13 protein-coding genes are annotated in these 14,156 nt (G+C 73.7%); all 13 read left to right on the forward strand.

Annotated elements, in window-relative coordinates; translation table 11 throughout:
• Positions 1 to 60: 60 nt before the first annotated feature.
• The 13 genes from LO771_RS19680 to ddaH all read left to right on the forward strand — a co-directional run bounded on the left by LO771_RS19680 (position 61) and on the right by ddaH (position 14,138).
• The gene (locus LO771_RS19680; protein WP_230654303.1) at positions 61 to 1,335 is read left to right on the forward strand and encodes an MFS transporter; all 1,275 of its coding nucleotides are present in this window, start codon (positions 61 to 63) and stop codon (positions 1,333 to 1,335) included.
• 239 nt (positions 1,336 to 1,574) lie between these two features.
• Complete coding sequence (locus tag LO771_RS19685; protein ID WP_230654305.1) at positions 1,575 to 2,402, forward strand: isocitrate lyase/phosphoenolpyruvate mutase family protein; 828 nt, start codon at positions 1,575 to 1,577, stop codon at positions 2,400 to 2,402.
• Positions 2,403 to 2,565: 163 nt separating this feature from the next.
• A complete protein-coding gene (locus tag LO771_RS19690; RefSeq protein ID WP_230654307.1) occupies positions 2,566 to 3,966 on the forward strand; it encodes a helix-turn-helix transcriptional regulator in 1,401 nt (466 codons plus the stop codon).
• 170 nt (positions 3,967 to 4,136) lie between these two features.
• On the forward strand, positions 4,137 to 5,420 hold the full coding sequence (locus tag LO771_RS19695) for a lysine N(6)-hydroxylase/L-ornithine N(5)-oxygenase family protein (RefSeq protein ID WP_230654308.1): 1,284 nt from the start codon (positions 4,137 to 4,139) through the stop codon (positions 5,418 to 5,420).
• Entirely contained in the window at positions 5,420 to 5,791 is a 372-nt protein-coding gene (locus tag LO771_RS19700; protein ID WP_230654310.1) for a cupin domain-containing protein, read from the forward strand. Before LO771_RS19695 ends, LO771_RS19700 begins: the two co-directional genes overlap by 1 nt.
• Positions 5,788 to 7,326 carry a class I tRNA ligase family protein gene (locus LO771_RS19705; protein ID WP_230654312.1) on the forward strand — a complete coding sequence of 513 codons (1,539 nt, stop codon included), beginning with the start codon at positions 5,788 to 5,790 and terminating at the stop codon, positions 7,324 to 7,326. Before LO771_RS19700 ends, LO771_RS19705 begins: the two co-directional genes overlap by 4 nt.
• 1 nt (position 7,327) lies before the next feature.
• Positions 7,328 to 8,401, forward strand: coding sequence for an FAD-binding oxidoreductase (locus tag LO771_RS19710; protein WP_230654314.1), 1,074 nt, complete (start codon positions 7,328 to 7,330; stop codon positions 8,399 to 8,401).
• The gene (locus LO771_RS19715; protein WP_230654316.1) at positions 8,398 to 9,696 is read left to right on the forward strand and encodes an ATP-grasp domain-containing protein; all 1,299 of its coding nucleotides are present in this window, start codon (positions 8,398 to 8,400) and stop codon (positions 9,694 to 9,696) included. Before LO771_RS19710 ends, LO771_RS19715 begins: the two co-directional genes overlap by 4 nt.
• A complete protein-coding gene (locus LO771_RS19720) occupies positions 9,693 to 10,037 on the forward strand; it encodes a hypothetical protein (RefSeq protein WP_230654318.1) in 345 nt (114 codons plus the stop codon). The genes LO771_RS19715 and LO771_RS19720 overlap by 4 nt, the downstream gene beginning before the upstream one ends.
• On the forward strand, positions 10,034 to 11,389 hold the full coding sequence (locus tag LO771_RS19725; RefSeq protein WP_230654320.1) for an FAD-binding oxidoreductase: 1,356 nt from the start codon (positions 10,034 to 10,036) through the stop codon (positions 11,387 to 11,389). Before LO771_RS19720 ends, LO771_RS19725 begins: the two co-directional genes overlap by 4 nt.
• Positions 11,390 to 11,407: 18 nt before the next feature.
• Positions 11,408 to 11,914, forward strand: a complete 507-nt coding sequence (locus tag LO771_RS19730) for a flavin reductase family protein (protein WP_230654322.1) — start codon at positions 11,408 to 11,410, stop codon at positions 11,912 to 11,914.
• A 1-nt stretch (position 11,915) separates the two neighbouring features.
• A complete protein-coding gene (locus LO771_RS19735; RefSeq protein ID WP_230654324.1) occupies positions 11,916 to 13,103 on the forward strand; it encodes an acyl-CoA dehydrogenase family protein in 1,188 nt (395 codons plus the stop codon).
• A 192-nt stretch (positions 13,104 to 13,295) separates the two neighbouring features.
• The gene (gene ddaH, locus LO771_RS19740; RefSeq protein WP_230654326.1) at positions 13,296 to 14,138 is read left to right on the forward strand and encodes a dimethylargininase; all 843 of its coding nucleotides are present in this window, start codon (positions 13,296 to 13,298) and stop codon (positions 14,136 to 14,138) included.
• The last annotated feature ends 18 nt before the right edge of the window (positions 14,139 to 14,156 follow it).

The following is a 14,156-nucleotide window of genomic DNA, read 5'->3' on the forward strand; positions in this document are numbered from 1 at the left end:
CCTGACAGGGTGTCCCCGCTCCGCTTCCCGGGCCGGTGCGGCATCGATCACGCTGGGCAGATGATTCGTCACAAGCACGTCTGGCCGTGGATGATCGCGGCCATCGGATTCGTCGCACTGGTCGCGGCGGCTGGGTTCCGGGCGACCCCCGGTGCCCTGGTGGAGCCGCTGCAACGCGAGTTCGGATGGTCCACCGGGACCATCGGATTCGCCATGTCCGTCAACCTCGCCCTCTACGGCGTCACCGCGCCGTTCGCCTCCGCGCTGATGGAGCGCTTCGGCGTGCGCAAGGTGACCGCGGGCGCCATGACGCTGATCGCCCTCGGCAGCGGACTGACCGTCTTCATGACCGCGTCCTGGCAGCTCGTGATGCTCTGGGGCGTGCTGGTCGGCCTGGGCGCCGGCTCCATCTCCCTGGGCTTCGTCGCCACGATCGGCACCCGCTGGTTCGTCAAGCGCCAGGGGCTGGTCACCGGCCTGCTCTCGGCGGGCGGCGCGACCGGCTCGCTGGTGTTCCTGCCGCTGGTGGCGAAGCTCTCCGAGGCGCCGGGCGGCTGGCGGACCGCCGCGATCGTGGTCTCCCTGGTGGCCCTCGCCACGGTGCCGCTCGTGCTGCTGTTCTTCCGGGAGCACCCCGCCGACCTCGGGATCCCGCCGTACGGGGCGGACGAGGTCGTGCCCGCGCCGCCCGCCACCGGCAACGCGGCGCGGCTCGCCGTCGACGGCCTGAAGAGCGCCGCCCGCACCAGGACGTTCTGGTTCCTCTCGACCGCGTTCGCGATCTGCGGCGCCACCAGCAACGGCCTGGTCAACACCCACTTCATCCCCGCCGCCCACGACCACGGCATGCCGACGGTCACCGCCGCCGGCCTGCTCGCCATGATCGGGATCTTCGACCTCATCGGCACGGTCCTGTCCGGCTGGCTCAGCGACCGCTACGACTCGCGGGTCCTGCTGGCCGCCTACTACGTGCTCCGCGGCCTGTCGCTGCTGGTCCTGCCCCAGCTGTTCGACAAGCAGGTCACCGGCTTCATGGTCGTGTTCGTCGTCTTCTACGGCATGGACTTCATCGCCACCGTGCCGCCGACGGTCGCCCTGTGCCGGGAGCACTTCGGGATGTCCGCCCCGATCGTGTTCGGCTGGATCTTCGCCGCGCACCAGCTCGGCGCCGCCTTCGCCGCCACCGTGGCCGGCATCACGCGGGACAGCTTCGGCACCTACGCGCCCGCGTGGTACGTCGCGGGCGCCCTCAGCGTCGGCGCGGCGCTGCTGTCCGTGGGGACGAGGCGCCCGGCGGTCCAGGAGACCCGGCTCGAGGAGCCCGCGCTCGCCTGACCGTCCGCACGCCCCACCGCACCCGGGCCGTCCCGTTCCGCTCCGGAGGTGGCGCCTCCCCCGGCTCCACCGGAGGCGCCACCCCGGTCCCCCGGACCGGCCGCGGGCCGCGTGCGGCGGGCGGTGGGCCGCGGTGGGCCGCGGGCCGCAACGTGACGGAGTCCGCGTGACCGCGTGGACCGTTTTCTCCCCGATCCAGAAGTATGTCGGTTCAACACCCCTTCATGAAAGGTGCCGTCATGGCGCACAGTCAGCAGGCCAAGGCCGTCCTCCTCCGCGAACTGCACGAGAAGGGCGTGCTGGTGCTCCCGAACGCCTGGGACGCCGGCAGCGCGGCGCTCATCGCCCAGGGCGGCGCCCGGGCCATCGCCACCACCAGCGGCGGCGTGGCCTGGTCGGCGGGGAAGCCGGACCAGCAGGCGCTCACCCGGGACGAGATGGCCGCCCTGGTGCGCCGGATCGCCGACACCGTGGAGGTGCCGGTGACCGCCGACATCGAGGGCGGGTACGGGCCCGCGCCCGAGGACGTGGCGGCGACCGTCACCGCCGTGGTCGAGGCCGGCGCGGTCGGCGTGAACCTCGAGGACTCCAGGCCGGACGGCACGCTCTTCACGGCCGAGGAGCAGGCGGCCAGGATCCGCGCCGCCCGGCGGGCGGCGGAGCAGGCCGGACTGCCGGAGCTGGTGGTCAACCTGCGGACCGACGTGTTCCTCTTCCAGATCGGCGCGCCCGAGGGGCGGCAGGCCGACGTGCTGGCCCGCGCGGCCGTCTACGCCGAGGCCGGGGCGGACAGCCTGTTCGTGCCGGGCCTGCTCGACCTCGCGGTGATCGCCGAGCTGGTGAAGGGCCAGCCGCTGCCGGTCAACGTGATGGCCGGTCCCGGCGCGCCGACGGTGGCCGAGTTCGAGGCGGCCGGCGTGCGCCGGGTCAGCGTCGGCACCGCCGTCGCCCAGGCCGCCTACACGCTGGCCCGGCGGGCCGCCGCGGAGCTGGTCGACAGGGGCACGTACGACGAGCTGGCCGGCGCGCTCGACTTCGGCGCGCTGAACGGCAGCTTCAGCCGCTGAGGCGTGCGGGGGAGCCCCGCAGCCCGAGGAGATGCCCGGACACGGGGTGCGGGTCGGCCGGAGACATCGGACCGGCCCGCTCCCCATGTCTCCACGTGTACACGAAACATCCGCGATGCATACGAGAGATCAGGGGATGGGAATGGGCAGGCCGGAGAAACCAGTGGATGCATCGGGCGGGGCGGTCGCGGAGTTCGCGAGCCGCCTGCGCCGCCTACGGATCGAGGCCGGCAGCCCGACGTACCGGGACATGGCCGCAACCGCCATGTACTCGGCCTCGGTGCTGTCCAGCGCGGCCAACGGGCACCGGCTGCCCACGCTGCAGGTCGCGCTGGCGTACGTGGCCGCCTGCGGCGGCGACCGGGAGGAATGGCGCCGGCGCTGGCTGGTGGCGGCCGGCAGCGGCATACCGGCGGTGCCGCCGCGCCCGGCCGCGCCGCCCGGGCCGTCGGCGGCCCGGGAGCCGGCGGCGCGGGGGTCGGCACCCCGGGAGCCGGCGGCCCGGGCGGCGCACCAGGCGCCCCGGGCCACCGCGCCGGCGCTGCCGAAGCCGTTCCGGCTGCCGCCCCGTCCGCAGGGGTCGGTCGGCCGCGGCGAGGAGCTGGCCCGGCTCGCCTCGGCCCCGGCCGGCCCGGTGGTGATCAGCGGTCCGGTCGGCGTCGGCAAGAGCGACCTGGCCCTGCACCACGCGCACAACCTGGCCCCGGCCATGGTGGACGGCCAGCTCTACGCCGACGTGGGCCCGGTGCCCGCGGGCGGGTACGACGTGTCGGGCCTGCTCGCCGAGCTCCTCGCGGCCCTGGGGGTGCCCCCCGGGCAGATCCCGGCGGCGGCGGACCAGCGGGCCGGACTCTACCGCTCGCTGCTCGCCCAGCGCAGGGTGCTCGTGCTGCTGGAGAACGTGCACTGCGAGCGGCAGGTCCGCCCGCTGCTGGCCGACTCGGCGACCAGCACCACCATCGTGGTCGGCCGCTCCTCGCTGCTCGGCCTGCGCGACGTCCACCGGGTCCGGCTGGAGCCGCTCCGCCGGGCCGACTCGGTCGCGCTGATCGTCCGGAGGCTGCCGGAGCGCGCCCAGGCCGACCCGGTGAGCGCCGACCGGCTGGCCGAGCTCTGCGGCGACCTGCCGCTGGCCCTGGACATCGCCACCCGCAGACTGCTCGCCCACCCCGAGACCTCGCTGCGCTGGGCCGTCAACCGGCTGGACCGGCCCGCGGCGCTGCTGGACTGGCTGAGCGTCGGCGACCTCTCCCTGCGCGAGGTCCTCAACTCGGCCCACGTCCAGCTCGGCGACCCCGCCTCCGACCTGCTCGACCGGCTGGCGGACCTGCCGCAGCCGGAGCTGCGGGCCGACGAGTCGATCCTGGCCGGGGCCGACCATTTGATCGACGAGTTGGTCGAGGCGGGCATGCTCCGGCCCACCGAGCGGCTCGGCGCGTACCGGCTCGACCCGCTGGCGCGGGCCTTCGTCGCGGACCGCGATCCGGCCCACAACCTGCTCCCCCGCCGCTCCGTGCCGTTCCCCCGGATCCGGCCCGGGGCCGGTGTCCGGCAGCTGACCTGACCTGCCGGTCAACCCCGCTCCCCCGCAGGTTGATTGTCCGCTCCGGACAAGCCTGTCGATCAACAGCCGCCCTCGGTGTACTCGTCCTACCGAACGGATCCGAACAGCAGCACGGGCCGTTCACCTGCTCGCTCGAACGGGCGGTAGGACGAGTAGCGAGGTGGCAGAACATGACCAACCACGAGGTCGAGGTCCTGGCGATCGGCGCCGGCCCGTCCAACCTGGCCCTGGCGGTGGCGATCGAGGAGTCCGGGGCCACCGGCCTGGCGGCCGACACCCTGATCCTGGAGCAGCACCCGGACGTGCAGTGGCAGCGCAACCTGCTGCTGCCGTTCGCCCGGAGCCAGGTCTCCTTCGTCAAGGACCTGGTGACCCTGCGCAACCCCCGGAGCCGTTTCTCCTTCCTCTCCTTCCTGCACGCCAAGGGCCGGCTGGACGAGTTCGTCAACCTCGGCACCTTCAACCCCTTCCGCCGGGAGATCTCCGAGTACCTCCAGTGGGTGGCCAACTCCTTCGACCACGTGGGGGTCCGCTACAACGCCGGGGTGCAGAGCGTCGCCCCGCGCAGGGCCGACGACGGCACCGTGACCGGCTGGCGCGCCACCCTCGCCGACGGCGACACGGTGGACACCCGCGACCTGGTGGTCGGCACCGGCCGCGACGCCCACGTCCCCGCGGAGTTCGCCGGCCTGCCGCACGACCGGGTGATCCACAGCTCCCAGTACTCCACCCGGATCGCCCAGTACCCGATCGACCGCCCGGTGCGGGTGGTGGTGGTCGGCGCCGCGCAGAGCGCCGCCGAGATGTTCGTCTCGGTCCACCAGGACCTGCCGCTCAGCCAGCCGACCCTGGTGCACCGCTCGGTCGGCCTGATGAACTACCAGACCAGCAAGTTCGTGAACGAGCTCTTCTTCCCGTCCTTCATCGACGAGTTCCACGCGAGCCCCCCGGAGGCGCGCCGGCAGATCCTGGACGAGGTCCGCCTGACCAACTACGCCGGCCTGGCCGCGCCGTTCCTGGACGAGACCTACCTGATGCTCTACGAGCAGAAGCTGACGGGTTCGCAGCGCTCCGCCGTCCGGCCGATGACCGAGGTGCTCACCGCCCGCGAGGAGGACGGCGAGGTGGTCCTGGAGCTGCGCGACCGCAAGACCGGCCGCGTGGAGGCGCTCCGCTGCGACCTGGTCCTGCTCGGCACCGGCTACGACCAGCGCATGCCCGCGATGGTCCGGGGCCTGGCCGACCAGGTGGGCCTGGAGCGGATCGAGGTGAACCGCCGCTACCGGGTGGACCTCGGCGAGGACGCCCGCGCCGGCCTCTACCTGCAGGGCTTCAACGAGGCCACCCACGGCATATCCGACTCGCTGCTGAGCGTGCTCGCGCAGCGGTCGCACGAGATCACCACCGACCTGCTGGACCGCCGCAGCGTCGCCGCGACGGCGGGTGCCCGCTGATGGAGATCCGCCGTCTGGACCGAGCCAACCTGACCCCCGCCTACGGCATCGAGGGCGAACGCCTGCAGCCCTGGGACGCGCTCAACGCCCCCTTCGAGGGAGCGTGGTGCGTGGTCCGGGCCGGCGGGGAGTCCACCCCGCACGACCACCACGAGTACGAGATCTTCATCGCGATGAGCGGCAGCGCCGCCCTGGTGGTGGACGGCGTCGAGCACGAGTTCGCCGCCGGCGACATCGTCCACCTGCCGCCGGGCTGCACCCACAAGGTGGTCAACGCCTCCTCCGCGGACTTCGAGTACTACGGGATCTGGTGGGACGCCGACATGTCGGTGACCTTCCTGACCCGCCACCAGAAGGGGAGCACGGCATGAGCAAGCGTGTGGCGGTGATCTCCCCCGCCCCGACCGCCAACGGCGACCTGCACCTCGGCCACCTGGCCGGCCCGTTCCTGGCCGCCGACGTCTTCACCCGCTACCAGCGCGCCGTCGGCCGGGAGGCCGTCCTCGGCACCGGAGCCCAGGACACCTCCACCTTCGTGGTCACCACCGCCCGCCGGCTGGGCACCACCCCCGAGGCCCTGGTCGCCGACTCCACCGCCAGGATCGAGTCGACGCTCGCCGCGATGGGCATCGCGGTGGACGGCTTCACCCGGGACGAGGAGCGCTTCACCAAGCAGGTGCTGAGGTTCATGGGCCGGCTCCACGACGAGGGGCGGCTGGTCCTGCGGCCCACCCGGTTCCCCTACGCGCCCAGGACCGGGGAGTACCTGGTCGACGGCTTCGTCCGGGGCGGCTGCCCGAACTGCCTGGCGGAGGGCTGCGCCGGGCTCTGCGAGAGCTGCGGCCACCCGCTGGCGGCCGGCGACCTGATCGACCCCCGCTCCACGGAGAACCCCGAGGAGGTCCTGGAGCTGCGCGAGGTCCCGGTCCTGGTGCTGCCGCTGGAGGAGTACCGGGAGCGGCTGCAGGCGTACTTCGCGGAGTCCGGCGCCGCGCTGCGGCCGCACATGGCCCAGGCCGTCGCGGAGATGCTCGCCCGTCCGCTGCCGGACTTCCCGGTCACCTACCCGGTCTCCTGGGGCATCCCCGCCCCGTTCCCCGAGACCACCGGGCAGTGCATCAACCCCAACGCCGAGACGATGGCCTGGTCCGTCTACACCACCGCCCTGTCCGCCGAGGCGCGCGGCGAGGTGCTGTCGGCCGACGACCAGCTCTGGTGGCCGGAGTCCGGGACCGAGGTCGTCTACTTCCTCGGCTTCGACAACACCTTCCCGTTCGCCGTCGCCGGGGCGGCCATGCTGCTCGCCCTGCACGACCGGTACGCCCTGCCGGCCCGGTTCGTCACCAACGAGTTCTACGAGCTGGAGCACCAGAAGTTCTCCACCAGCCGGGGCCACCTGGTCTGGGGGCAGGAGCTCGCGGACCGGCTGCCGCGGGACGTCGGCCGCTACCACCTGGCCGCCACCAGTCCGGAGCACCAGCGCACCAACTTCGGCTGGGCGGCGGTCGCCGCCGTCACCGGGGCCCGGCTGGTCGAGCCGTGGAACCGGGTGGCCGCGAAGGCCGGGCGGTGGGCCGGGCAGACCCTGCCGGTCTCCGCCGCCTCCCGTGAGGCCGCCGACCGGATCACCGAGCGGTTCGCCGCCGCCTACGGGCTCGACTCCTTCAGTCTCGGCCGGGCGGCGGAGACGCTGGCCGAGCAGCTGGGCCGGCTGGACCGCTGGGAGGTGTCCGACGCGCAGGCGGGCGACTTCTGCCACCAGGTGGAGACGGTGCTGCGCAACGCCGCCCCGATCCTGATCGACCTCGCCGAGCAGGCCGGGGTCGACACCCGGCTGGGACGGGGCGACCGGACGACCGGGATCACGGTGAGGGAACTGCCGCGGCTGGACGGCGGGGCGGTGTGAGATGCCCACCGACGCGCGACGGGTCCTGGTGGTCGGGGCGGGGGTGACCGGACTGCTCTCGGCGGTGCGGTGCGCGCTGGCCGGGCACCGCGTCACCGTGCTGGACCGGGACGCCATCCCCAACCCCGGCTCCACCTCCTTCGACCAGCACCGGGCCGTCCGCGCACTCGACCTGGCCGACCTCGCCGCCTCCCGGCGGGTGGCGGTGGCGCACCGCCGCTGGATGGCGCTGGAAGCGCTGACCGGATCCAAGTTCTACCGCCGGGTGGGCATGATCACCGCCTGGTCGGCCGGGGAGGTGGACGCGGTGATGGACGCCGCGGCCGCCGCCGACCTCCCGGTGGGCCTGGTCGACCCGGCCACCGTGCCCCACGTCCGGTTCCCCGAGGGCACGGTCGGGGTGCTGGAGCGACACGGCGGCGTCCTGCTCGCCGACCACGCGCTCCAGGTGCTCGTCCGCTGGCTGAACGAGCAGCCGAACGTGACGCTCCGCCCCTGGCAGCAGGTCAAGGCGGTGGACCCGGAGACCGGCCGGGTGTACCTGCCCGACGCGGAGTTCCTGGACGCCGACCTGACCCTGATCGCCACCGGCCCCTGGTCGAAGGACCTGGTCGACCTGCCGATGGTGCTGCACCGGCAGACCCTGGTCTACCTCAAGCCGCCGGAGCAGCTGGCCTCGGCCTGGGAGAACACCCCGGGCATCGGCCGGATCGGCACCTCGGGTCTGGCCTGGCTGCTGCCACCGGGCGACGGGACGCTGCTCAAGGTGAGCTCGGCCTCCGTCTGCCGGGAGGCGGACGCGGTCACCACCGGCTCCGCGGTGGAGGAGCGCCGGTGGGCGGAGCAGGTGCTCGCCGAGCGGTTCCTGACCGACCCCGACCGCTACTCCGTGATCGCGGTGAAGCGCTGCCACTACCTGGTGGACGCCGAGACGGGCGCCGCCCACCTCGTCCGGATCGGCCCGAGCACCTGGGCCCGGACGGCCAGCGGGGGCGACGGCTTCCGGACCGCACCGCTGGTCGCCGAACGGATTCTCGAGGCACTGACCACAGACTTCCGAGAGGAGACGATATGACCACCGAGGACCGCGTGCTGCTGGTGATCGGCAGCGGGCTCAAGGTGTACCGCGAGTACCTGATCGAGTCCGCCGCCCGCCGGGCGGCCGAGCTGGACCTCAAGCTGGTCCTGGTCAACAACCTCAGGCCCACCTGGCAGCAGGACCACTTCGACGAGATCACCGTGGTCAACGTGTTCGACCACGAGGAGCTCCGCGCCGCCGCCCGGGAGATCGCGGGCCGCCGGACCGTGGTCGGGCTGTTCTGCTACGACGAGCCGCTGGTGATGCCGGCCGCCGAGCTGGCCGCCGAGTTCGGGGTCCCGGGCCTGGGACTGGCCGGGGTGCAGGGCTGCCGGGACAAGCACCGGACCCGGTCGGCCCTGACCGCCGCCGGCCTCCCCCAGCCCGGCTTCGAGCTGACCGACACGCCGGAGCAGGCCCGCGAGGCGGCCGCCCGGATCGGGTACCCGGTGGTCGTCAAGCCCCGGGCGCTGGGCGCCTCGATGGGCGTCGTCCTCGCCGAGGACGAGACGCAGCTGGACCAGGCCTACCTGGTCGCCTCGAACGCCAGCCTGGTCGGGGACGAGCCGTTCCGGGGCGGGGCGATCGTGGAGGGCTACGCCGTCGGCCCCGAGATCAGCGTCGACGGCGTGGTGCACCGGGGCGAGTACCGGGCGATGTTCGTGGCCCGCAAGGAGACCGGGCTCCACCCGTACTTCGAGGAGGTGGGCCATGTCGTGGACGCGGCCGACCCGCTGCTGCAGGACCAGCGGCTGATCGACGTCCTGACCAAGGCGCACGAGGTGCTCGGCGTCGAGAACGGGCTGACCCACACCGAGGTCAGGCTCACCTCCCTCGGCCCGGTGATCATCGAGATCAACGGCCGGCTCGGCGGGGACCTGATCCCCTTCCTCGGCCGGATCGCCACCGGGATCGACCCCGGCGAGCTGCTGGTGGAGGTCGCGGCCGGGCACCGCCCGGACACCGCCTTCACCCGGCACGGGGTCGCGGGCATCCGCTTCGGCTACCCGCCGGAGGACGTCACCGTCCGCGAGGTGCGCGTGCCGACCGGCCTGCCGGGGCTGGTGACCGCCTCGCCGATGGTCGAGCCGGGCACCGAGCTGCGGCTCCCGCCCGGCGGGTACCTGGCCCGGCACTCCTTCGTGGTCTGCACCGGCGAGGACCGGGAGACCTGCCGGGAGCGCCTCGCCGCCGCCGTCGCGGCCGTCGGACTGGACGCGGAGCCGCTGGAGCGCAAGGACGTGGCCGCGCGGCTGGAGATGCCCGCCGGACTGCTGGACGTGGACGGATGACCATCGACTACGACGGCCGCCGGTTCCGGAAGGCGGCCTCCGCGGACGGGGTGACGGCCCGCTACCACCAGGAGGGCGACCTGGTCTGGGCGGACTTCGCCGGCGGCCCGGTCCGCCGGGGGAGCGTGAACGGGGTCTGCGGTCCGGACGGCACCCTGCGGCTCGTCTACACGATGGTGCTGGACGGCGGCGACGTGATCGCCGGACGCAGCGTCAACACCCCGGAGCAGGGAGCCGGCGGCGGTCTGCTGCTCCGCGAGGAGTGGGAGCGGTACGGGCCGCACGCCGAGACCGGCGTCTCGTACCTGGCGGAGGTAACGGAAGCTGAGGAAACGGGATGACCGACTGGCAGGGCCTGCGCGGGCAGGTCGACGGAACGGTGCGGCTGCCGGGGGACCCCGGCTTCGACGAGGCCAGCAGCGCGTTCAACAGGCGCTACGCGGACATCCGCCCGGCCGGGGTGCTCTCGGTGGCGAGCGTCGCGGACGTCTCCCGGGGGATCGCCTGGGCCCGGGCGCAGGGGCTGCCGGTGGTGGCCCGCGGCGGCGGCCACAGCTACGCCGGCCAGGCCGCCACCACCGGACTGGTGCTCGACCTGCACGGTCTGGACACCATCACGGTGGACCGCGAGCGGGAGCTGGTCACGGTCGCCGGCGGGGTCCGCTCCGGCGAGCTGTACGCCGAGCTCCAGCGCCACGACCTGGCGGTGCCGCTCGGCAACTCGGACGAGGTCGGCATCGGCGGGCTCACCCTCGGCGGCGGCGTGGCCGCGGTCTCCCGGGCGTTCGGCCTCACCTGCGACTCCCTGGTGGAGACCGAGGTCGTGCTCGCCGACGGCACGCTGGTCACCTGCAACGAGACCGACCACGCCGACCTGTTCTGGGCCTGCCGGGGCGGCGGCGGCGGCAACTTCGGGGTCAACACCTCCTTCACCTTCCAGGCCCGGCCGACGGTCGCCAGCTCCACCTGCCTCGTGCTGTGGCCCCTGGACGACGCCGAGGCGGTGCTGCCGGTGATGCAGCGGATCATGCGGGACGCTCCGGACCGGTTCGCCGCCCGGATCGGCGTGAACCGGTCCGGGGACGACGACGGGACCGTCTCGGTGATCGGCCAGCACCTGGGCCCGGCCTCGGAGCTGCGCGGACTGCTGGCGCCCGCGCTGGAGGTCGGCTCGCCGTCCACGGTGGACATCGAGGACCGCGGCTACTGGGAGGCCAAGGACTACCTGCGCCACGAGACGTCGGGGGACCCGTTCGCGGTCCGCACCCGGACCGTCGGCGAGCCGCTCACCGAGGCCGGCGTGGACACCGTCCTGACCGCCCTGCGCAAGTGGCCCGGCAGCGGCAACCCGGACGGGGCCGGCGTCGCCCTGTTCACCTGGGGCGGCGCCATCAACCGGGTGCCCGTCACCGAGACCGCCTTCCCCCACCGGGACGTGCTCTTCCTCGTCTCCATGGACACGTCCTGGTCCGCCGAGGACCCGGAGGAGGTGCGCCGGGCCAACCTCGAGTGGCTGACCGGCCTGTACGCCGCGATGGGTGAGCACGCGCGGGACGCCTCGTACGTCAACTTCGCCGACCCCGACCTGTCCGAGGCCCAGGCCGCCTACTTCGGCCCCAACCTGGACCGGCTCCGCGAGGTCAAGCAGCGCTACGACCCCGAGCGGGTCTTCACCTTCAGCCAGGCCGTCTAGCCCCGAGGAGGAGCCGTCATGTCACCAGATCTGCGCGGCGCGATGCGCAACTTCGCCACCGGCGTCTGCGTCGCCACGACCTACGCGGACCGCGAGGGCCTCCGCCGCCACGACGCGGTGACGCTCAACTCGCTGACCTCGGTGTCGCTCGACCCGCCGCTGGTCTCGCTCTCGCTCCACCGCGACTCCCAGTTCCTGGGCGATCTGCTCGAGACCGGGAAGTGGGCGGTCTCCATCCTGGACAGCGGCGCCGAGCCGCTGGCCCGCCGGCTCGCCCGGGGCCGCGACGACCGCGCCGAGGCGGTCGCCGCCCTCCGGGCCAACCCCGGACCGGCCACCGGGGCCCTGATGCTGGACGCGCAGAGCAGCCTGGAGTGCGTGCTCTGGGACAGCTTCGACCTCGGCGACCACACGATGGTGATCGGCGAGGTGGTCTCCACCGGCGTCCGCGACCACCAGCCCCCCCTGCTCTTCCTGCACGGCAGCTTCCACCCGCTGGCGACCGCCGCGACCAAGGAGTCCTGAGATGACGAACACCCGGGCGGTCCCCAACACCGCCGCCGAGATCCTCGCCGCCGCGAAGGCGCTGGCCCCGCAGCTGCGGGAGCGCGCGGCCGAGATCGAGCAGAACCGGCGCCTGCCCGCCGACGTGGTCGAGTTGGTCCGCTCCACCGGCGCGTTCCGGATGGGCTTCAGCAAGGCGTGGGGCGGTCCGGAGCTGACCTCGGCCGAGCAGACCGAGGTGGTCGAGGCCCTGGCCTACGGCGACTCCTCGGCCGGCTGGGCCGTGATGATCGGGATGGACTCCGGCCTCTACGCCTCGTTCCTCGACGAGACGGTGGCCAAGGAGATGTTCCCCCGGCTGGACATGGCCACCGCCGGCCTGCTCTTCCCCACCGGCCGGGCCGAACGGGTGGACGGCGGGTACCGCCTGTCCGGACGGTGGCAGTTCGGCAGCGGCATCACCCACGCGGACTGGGTGATCTCCGGCGCCTTCCTCTACGAGGACGGCGAACCCCTCCTGCTCGACGGCGCGCACGACTCCCTCCTGCTGATGGTGCCGCAGGCGGACGTCGAGATCATCGACACCTGGAACACCACCGGCCTGGCGGGCAGCGGCAGCTGCGACTACGCGATCCACGACGTGTTCGTCCCCGAGGGGCGGACACTCACCTTCGGCACGGTCCGCAACGGCGAGGGCCCGCTGGCCCAGCCCGAGGTGCACATGCGCAACATGCCCGGTGTCCCGCTCGGCGTCGCCCGTGCCGCGCTGGACTGGGTGCGCGCCCAGGTGGTGGCCAAGTCCCCCGCCGGCGGGGGCGGCTGGGCGGACACCTGGCGGGTGCAGGTCACCCTGGCCGAGTGCGAGGCCGACTTCAACGCCACCCGCAGCGCGGTCTACGGCGCGATGCGGCGCCAGTGGGAGGTGCTGGAGGCGGGCGGCACCCTCGACGACCTCACCCCCGAGGAGCGCGCCGCGCTCCCCCTCTCCCGGCTGCACGCCTTCCGCACCGCCCGCTCCGTGGTGATGCGGCTCTACGACCTGATGCAGACCGCGTCGATCTACAAGCCCAGCCCGCTCGACCGCTGGCTCCGCGACACCATGACGATGTGCCAGCACGTGGTGGCCCAGGACAGGATCCTGCAGTCCGCCGGCGCCCACCTCCTGGGCGGCAGGCCCAGCTTCCCGCTCAGCCTGGGGATCACCGGCTGACCCCGGAAGGACCCGCCCCGCCCCGGCCCTCGCGCCCCGGCCCCCACACCCCGGTCCCGGCCCCGCACGCCCGGACCGCGGACCCCCACACCCCGGACCCGGCCCCGCACGCCCGGACCGCGGCCCCCCACACCCCGGACCCGGCCCCGCACGCCCGGACCGCGGTCCCCCACACCCCGGAAGGACTCCCCCGTGACCGAACTCCTCGCACCCGAGGCCGCCCCGGCCCCGCGCCAGGCGCGCATCCGGAACTACGTGATGTGCCGCCCCGACCACTTCGAGGTCAGCTACAGCATCAACCCGTGGATGGACCCCGGGAAGCCCACCGACCGGGCCCTGGCCGTCGCCCAGTGGGAGAGCCTGCGCACCCTGTTCGTCGAGCTCGGCCACTACGTCCAGACCATCGACGCCGCCCCCGGGCTGCCGGACATGGTGTTCGCCGCGAACGGCGCGCTCGTGGTGGACGGCAAGGTCCTGGTCTCCAGGTTCCGCCACCCCGAGCGCCGGGCCGAGGCCGGGCTCTGGGCCGAGTGGTTCCGGGAGCAGGGGTACACGGACGTGGTCCGGGCCGCCTTCACGAGCGAGGGCGAGGGCGACTACGTGACGACCGGCAGAGCGGTCCTGGCCGGCAACGGCTTCCGCTCCGACCCCCGCTCCCAGGCCGAGGCCGAGGCCCTGTTCGGCCGCCCGGTGGTCGGCCTGAGACTGGTCGACCCGCGCTTCTACCACCTGGACACCGCGCTGGCCGCGCTCGACGACGACGAGGTCGTGTACTACCCGGGCGCCTTCGACGCGGAGAGCCTCGAGGTGCTGGAGGGCCTGTTCCCGGACGCCGTCCTCGCGGACGAGGAGGACGCCCTGGTCTTCGGGCTCAACCTGGTCTCCGACGGGTGCAACGTCATCCTCCCCGAGCCCGCCGCCGGCCTGGCGGCCAGGCTCCGCGCCCACGGCTTCCGCACCCACCACGTGGACCTGTCCGAGCTGCTCAAGGCGGGCGGCAGCGTCAAGTGCTGCACGCTCGAGATCCGCCACTGACCCCTCCCTTCGTCCCGG

The organism is Streptacidiphilus sp. ASG 303, assembly GCF_020991365.1.
In the GTDB taxonomy this organism is placed as follows: domain Bacteria; phylum Actinomycetota; class Actinomycetes; order Streptomycetales; family Streptomycetaceae; genus Peterkaempfera.

What these genes read in the sequence shown, in the direction of transcription:
- LO771_RS19685 (WP_230654305.1), top strand. Translation starts at nt 1,575, where the DNA reads ATGGCGCACAGTCAGCAGGCCAAGGCCGTCCTCCTCCGCGAACTGCAC.
- LO771_RS19720 (WP_230654318.1), top strand. Translation starts at nt 9,693, where the DNA reads ATGACCATCGACTACGACGGCCGCCGGTTCCGGAAGGCGGCCTCCGCG.
- LO771_RS19710 (WP_230654314.1), top strand. Translation starts at nt 7,328, where the DNA reads ATGCCCACCGACGCGCGACGGGTCCTGGTGGTCGGGGCGGGGGTGACC.
- LO771_RS19725 (WP_230654320.1), top strand. Translation starts at nt 10,034, where the DNA reads ATGACCGACTGGCAGGGCCTGCGCGGGCAGGTCGACGGAACGGTGCGG.
- LO771_RS19715 (WP_230654316.1), top strand. Translation starts at nt 8,398, where the DNA reads ATGACCACCGAGGACCGCGTGCTGCTGGTGATCGGCAGCGGGCTCAAG.
- LO771_RS19680 (WP_230654303.1), top strand. Translation starts at nt 61, where the DNA reads ATGATTCGTCACAAGCACGTCTGGCCGTGGATGATCGCGGCCATCGGA.
- LO771_RS19705 (WP_230654312.1), top strand. Translation starts at nt 5,788, where the DNA reads ATGAGCAAGCGTGTGGCGGTGATCTCCCCCGCCCCGACCGCCAACGGC.
- LO771_RS19735 (WP_230654324.1), top strand. Translation starts at nt 11,916, where the DNA reads ATGACGAACACCCGGGCGGTCCCCAACACCGCCGCCGAGATCCTCGCC.
- LO771_RS19700 (WP_230654310.1), top strand. Translation starts at nt 5,420, where the DNA reads ATGGAGATCCGCCGTCTGGACCGAGCCAACCTGACCCCCGCCTACGGC.
- LO771_RS19695 (WP_230654308.1), top strand. Translation starts at nt 4,137, where the DNA reads ATGACCAACCACGAGGTCGAGGTCCTGGCGATCGGCGCCGGCCCGTCC.
- LO771_RS19730 (WP_230654322.1), top strand. Translation starts at nt 11,408, where the DNA reads ATGTCACCAGATCTGCGCGGCGCGATGCGCAACTTCGCCACCGGCGTC.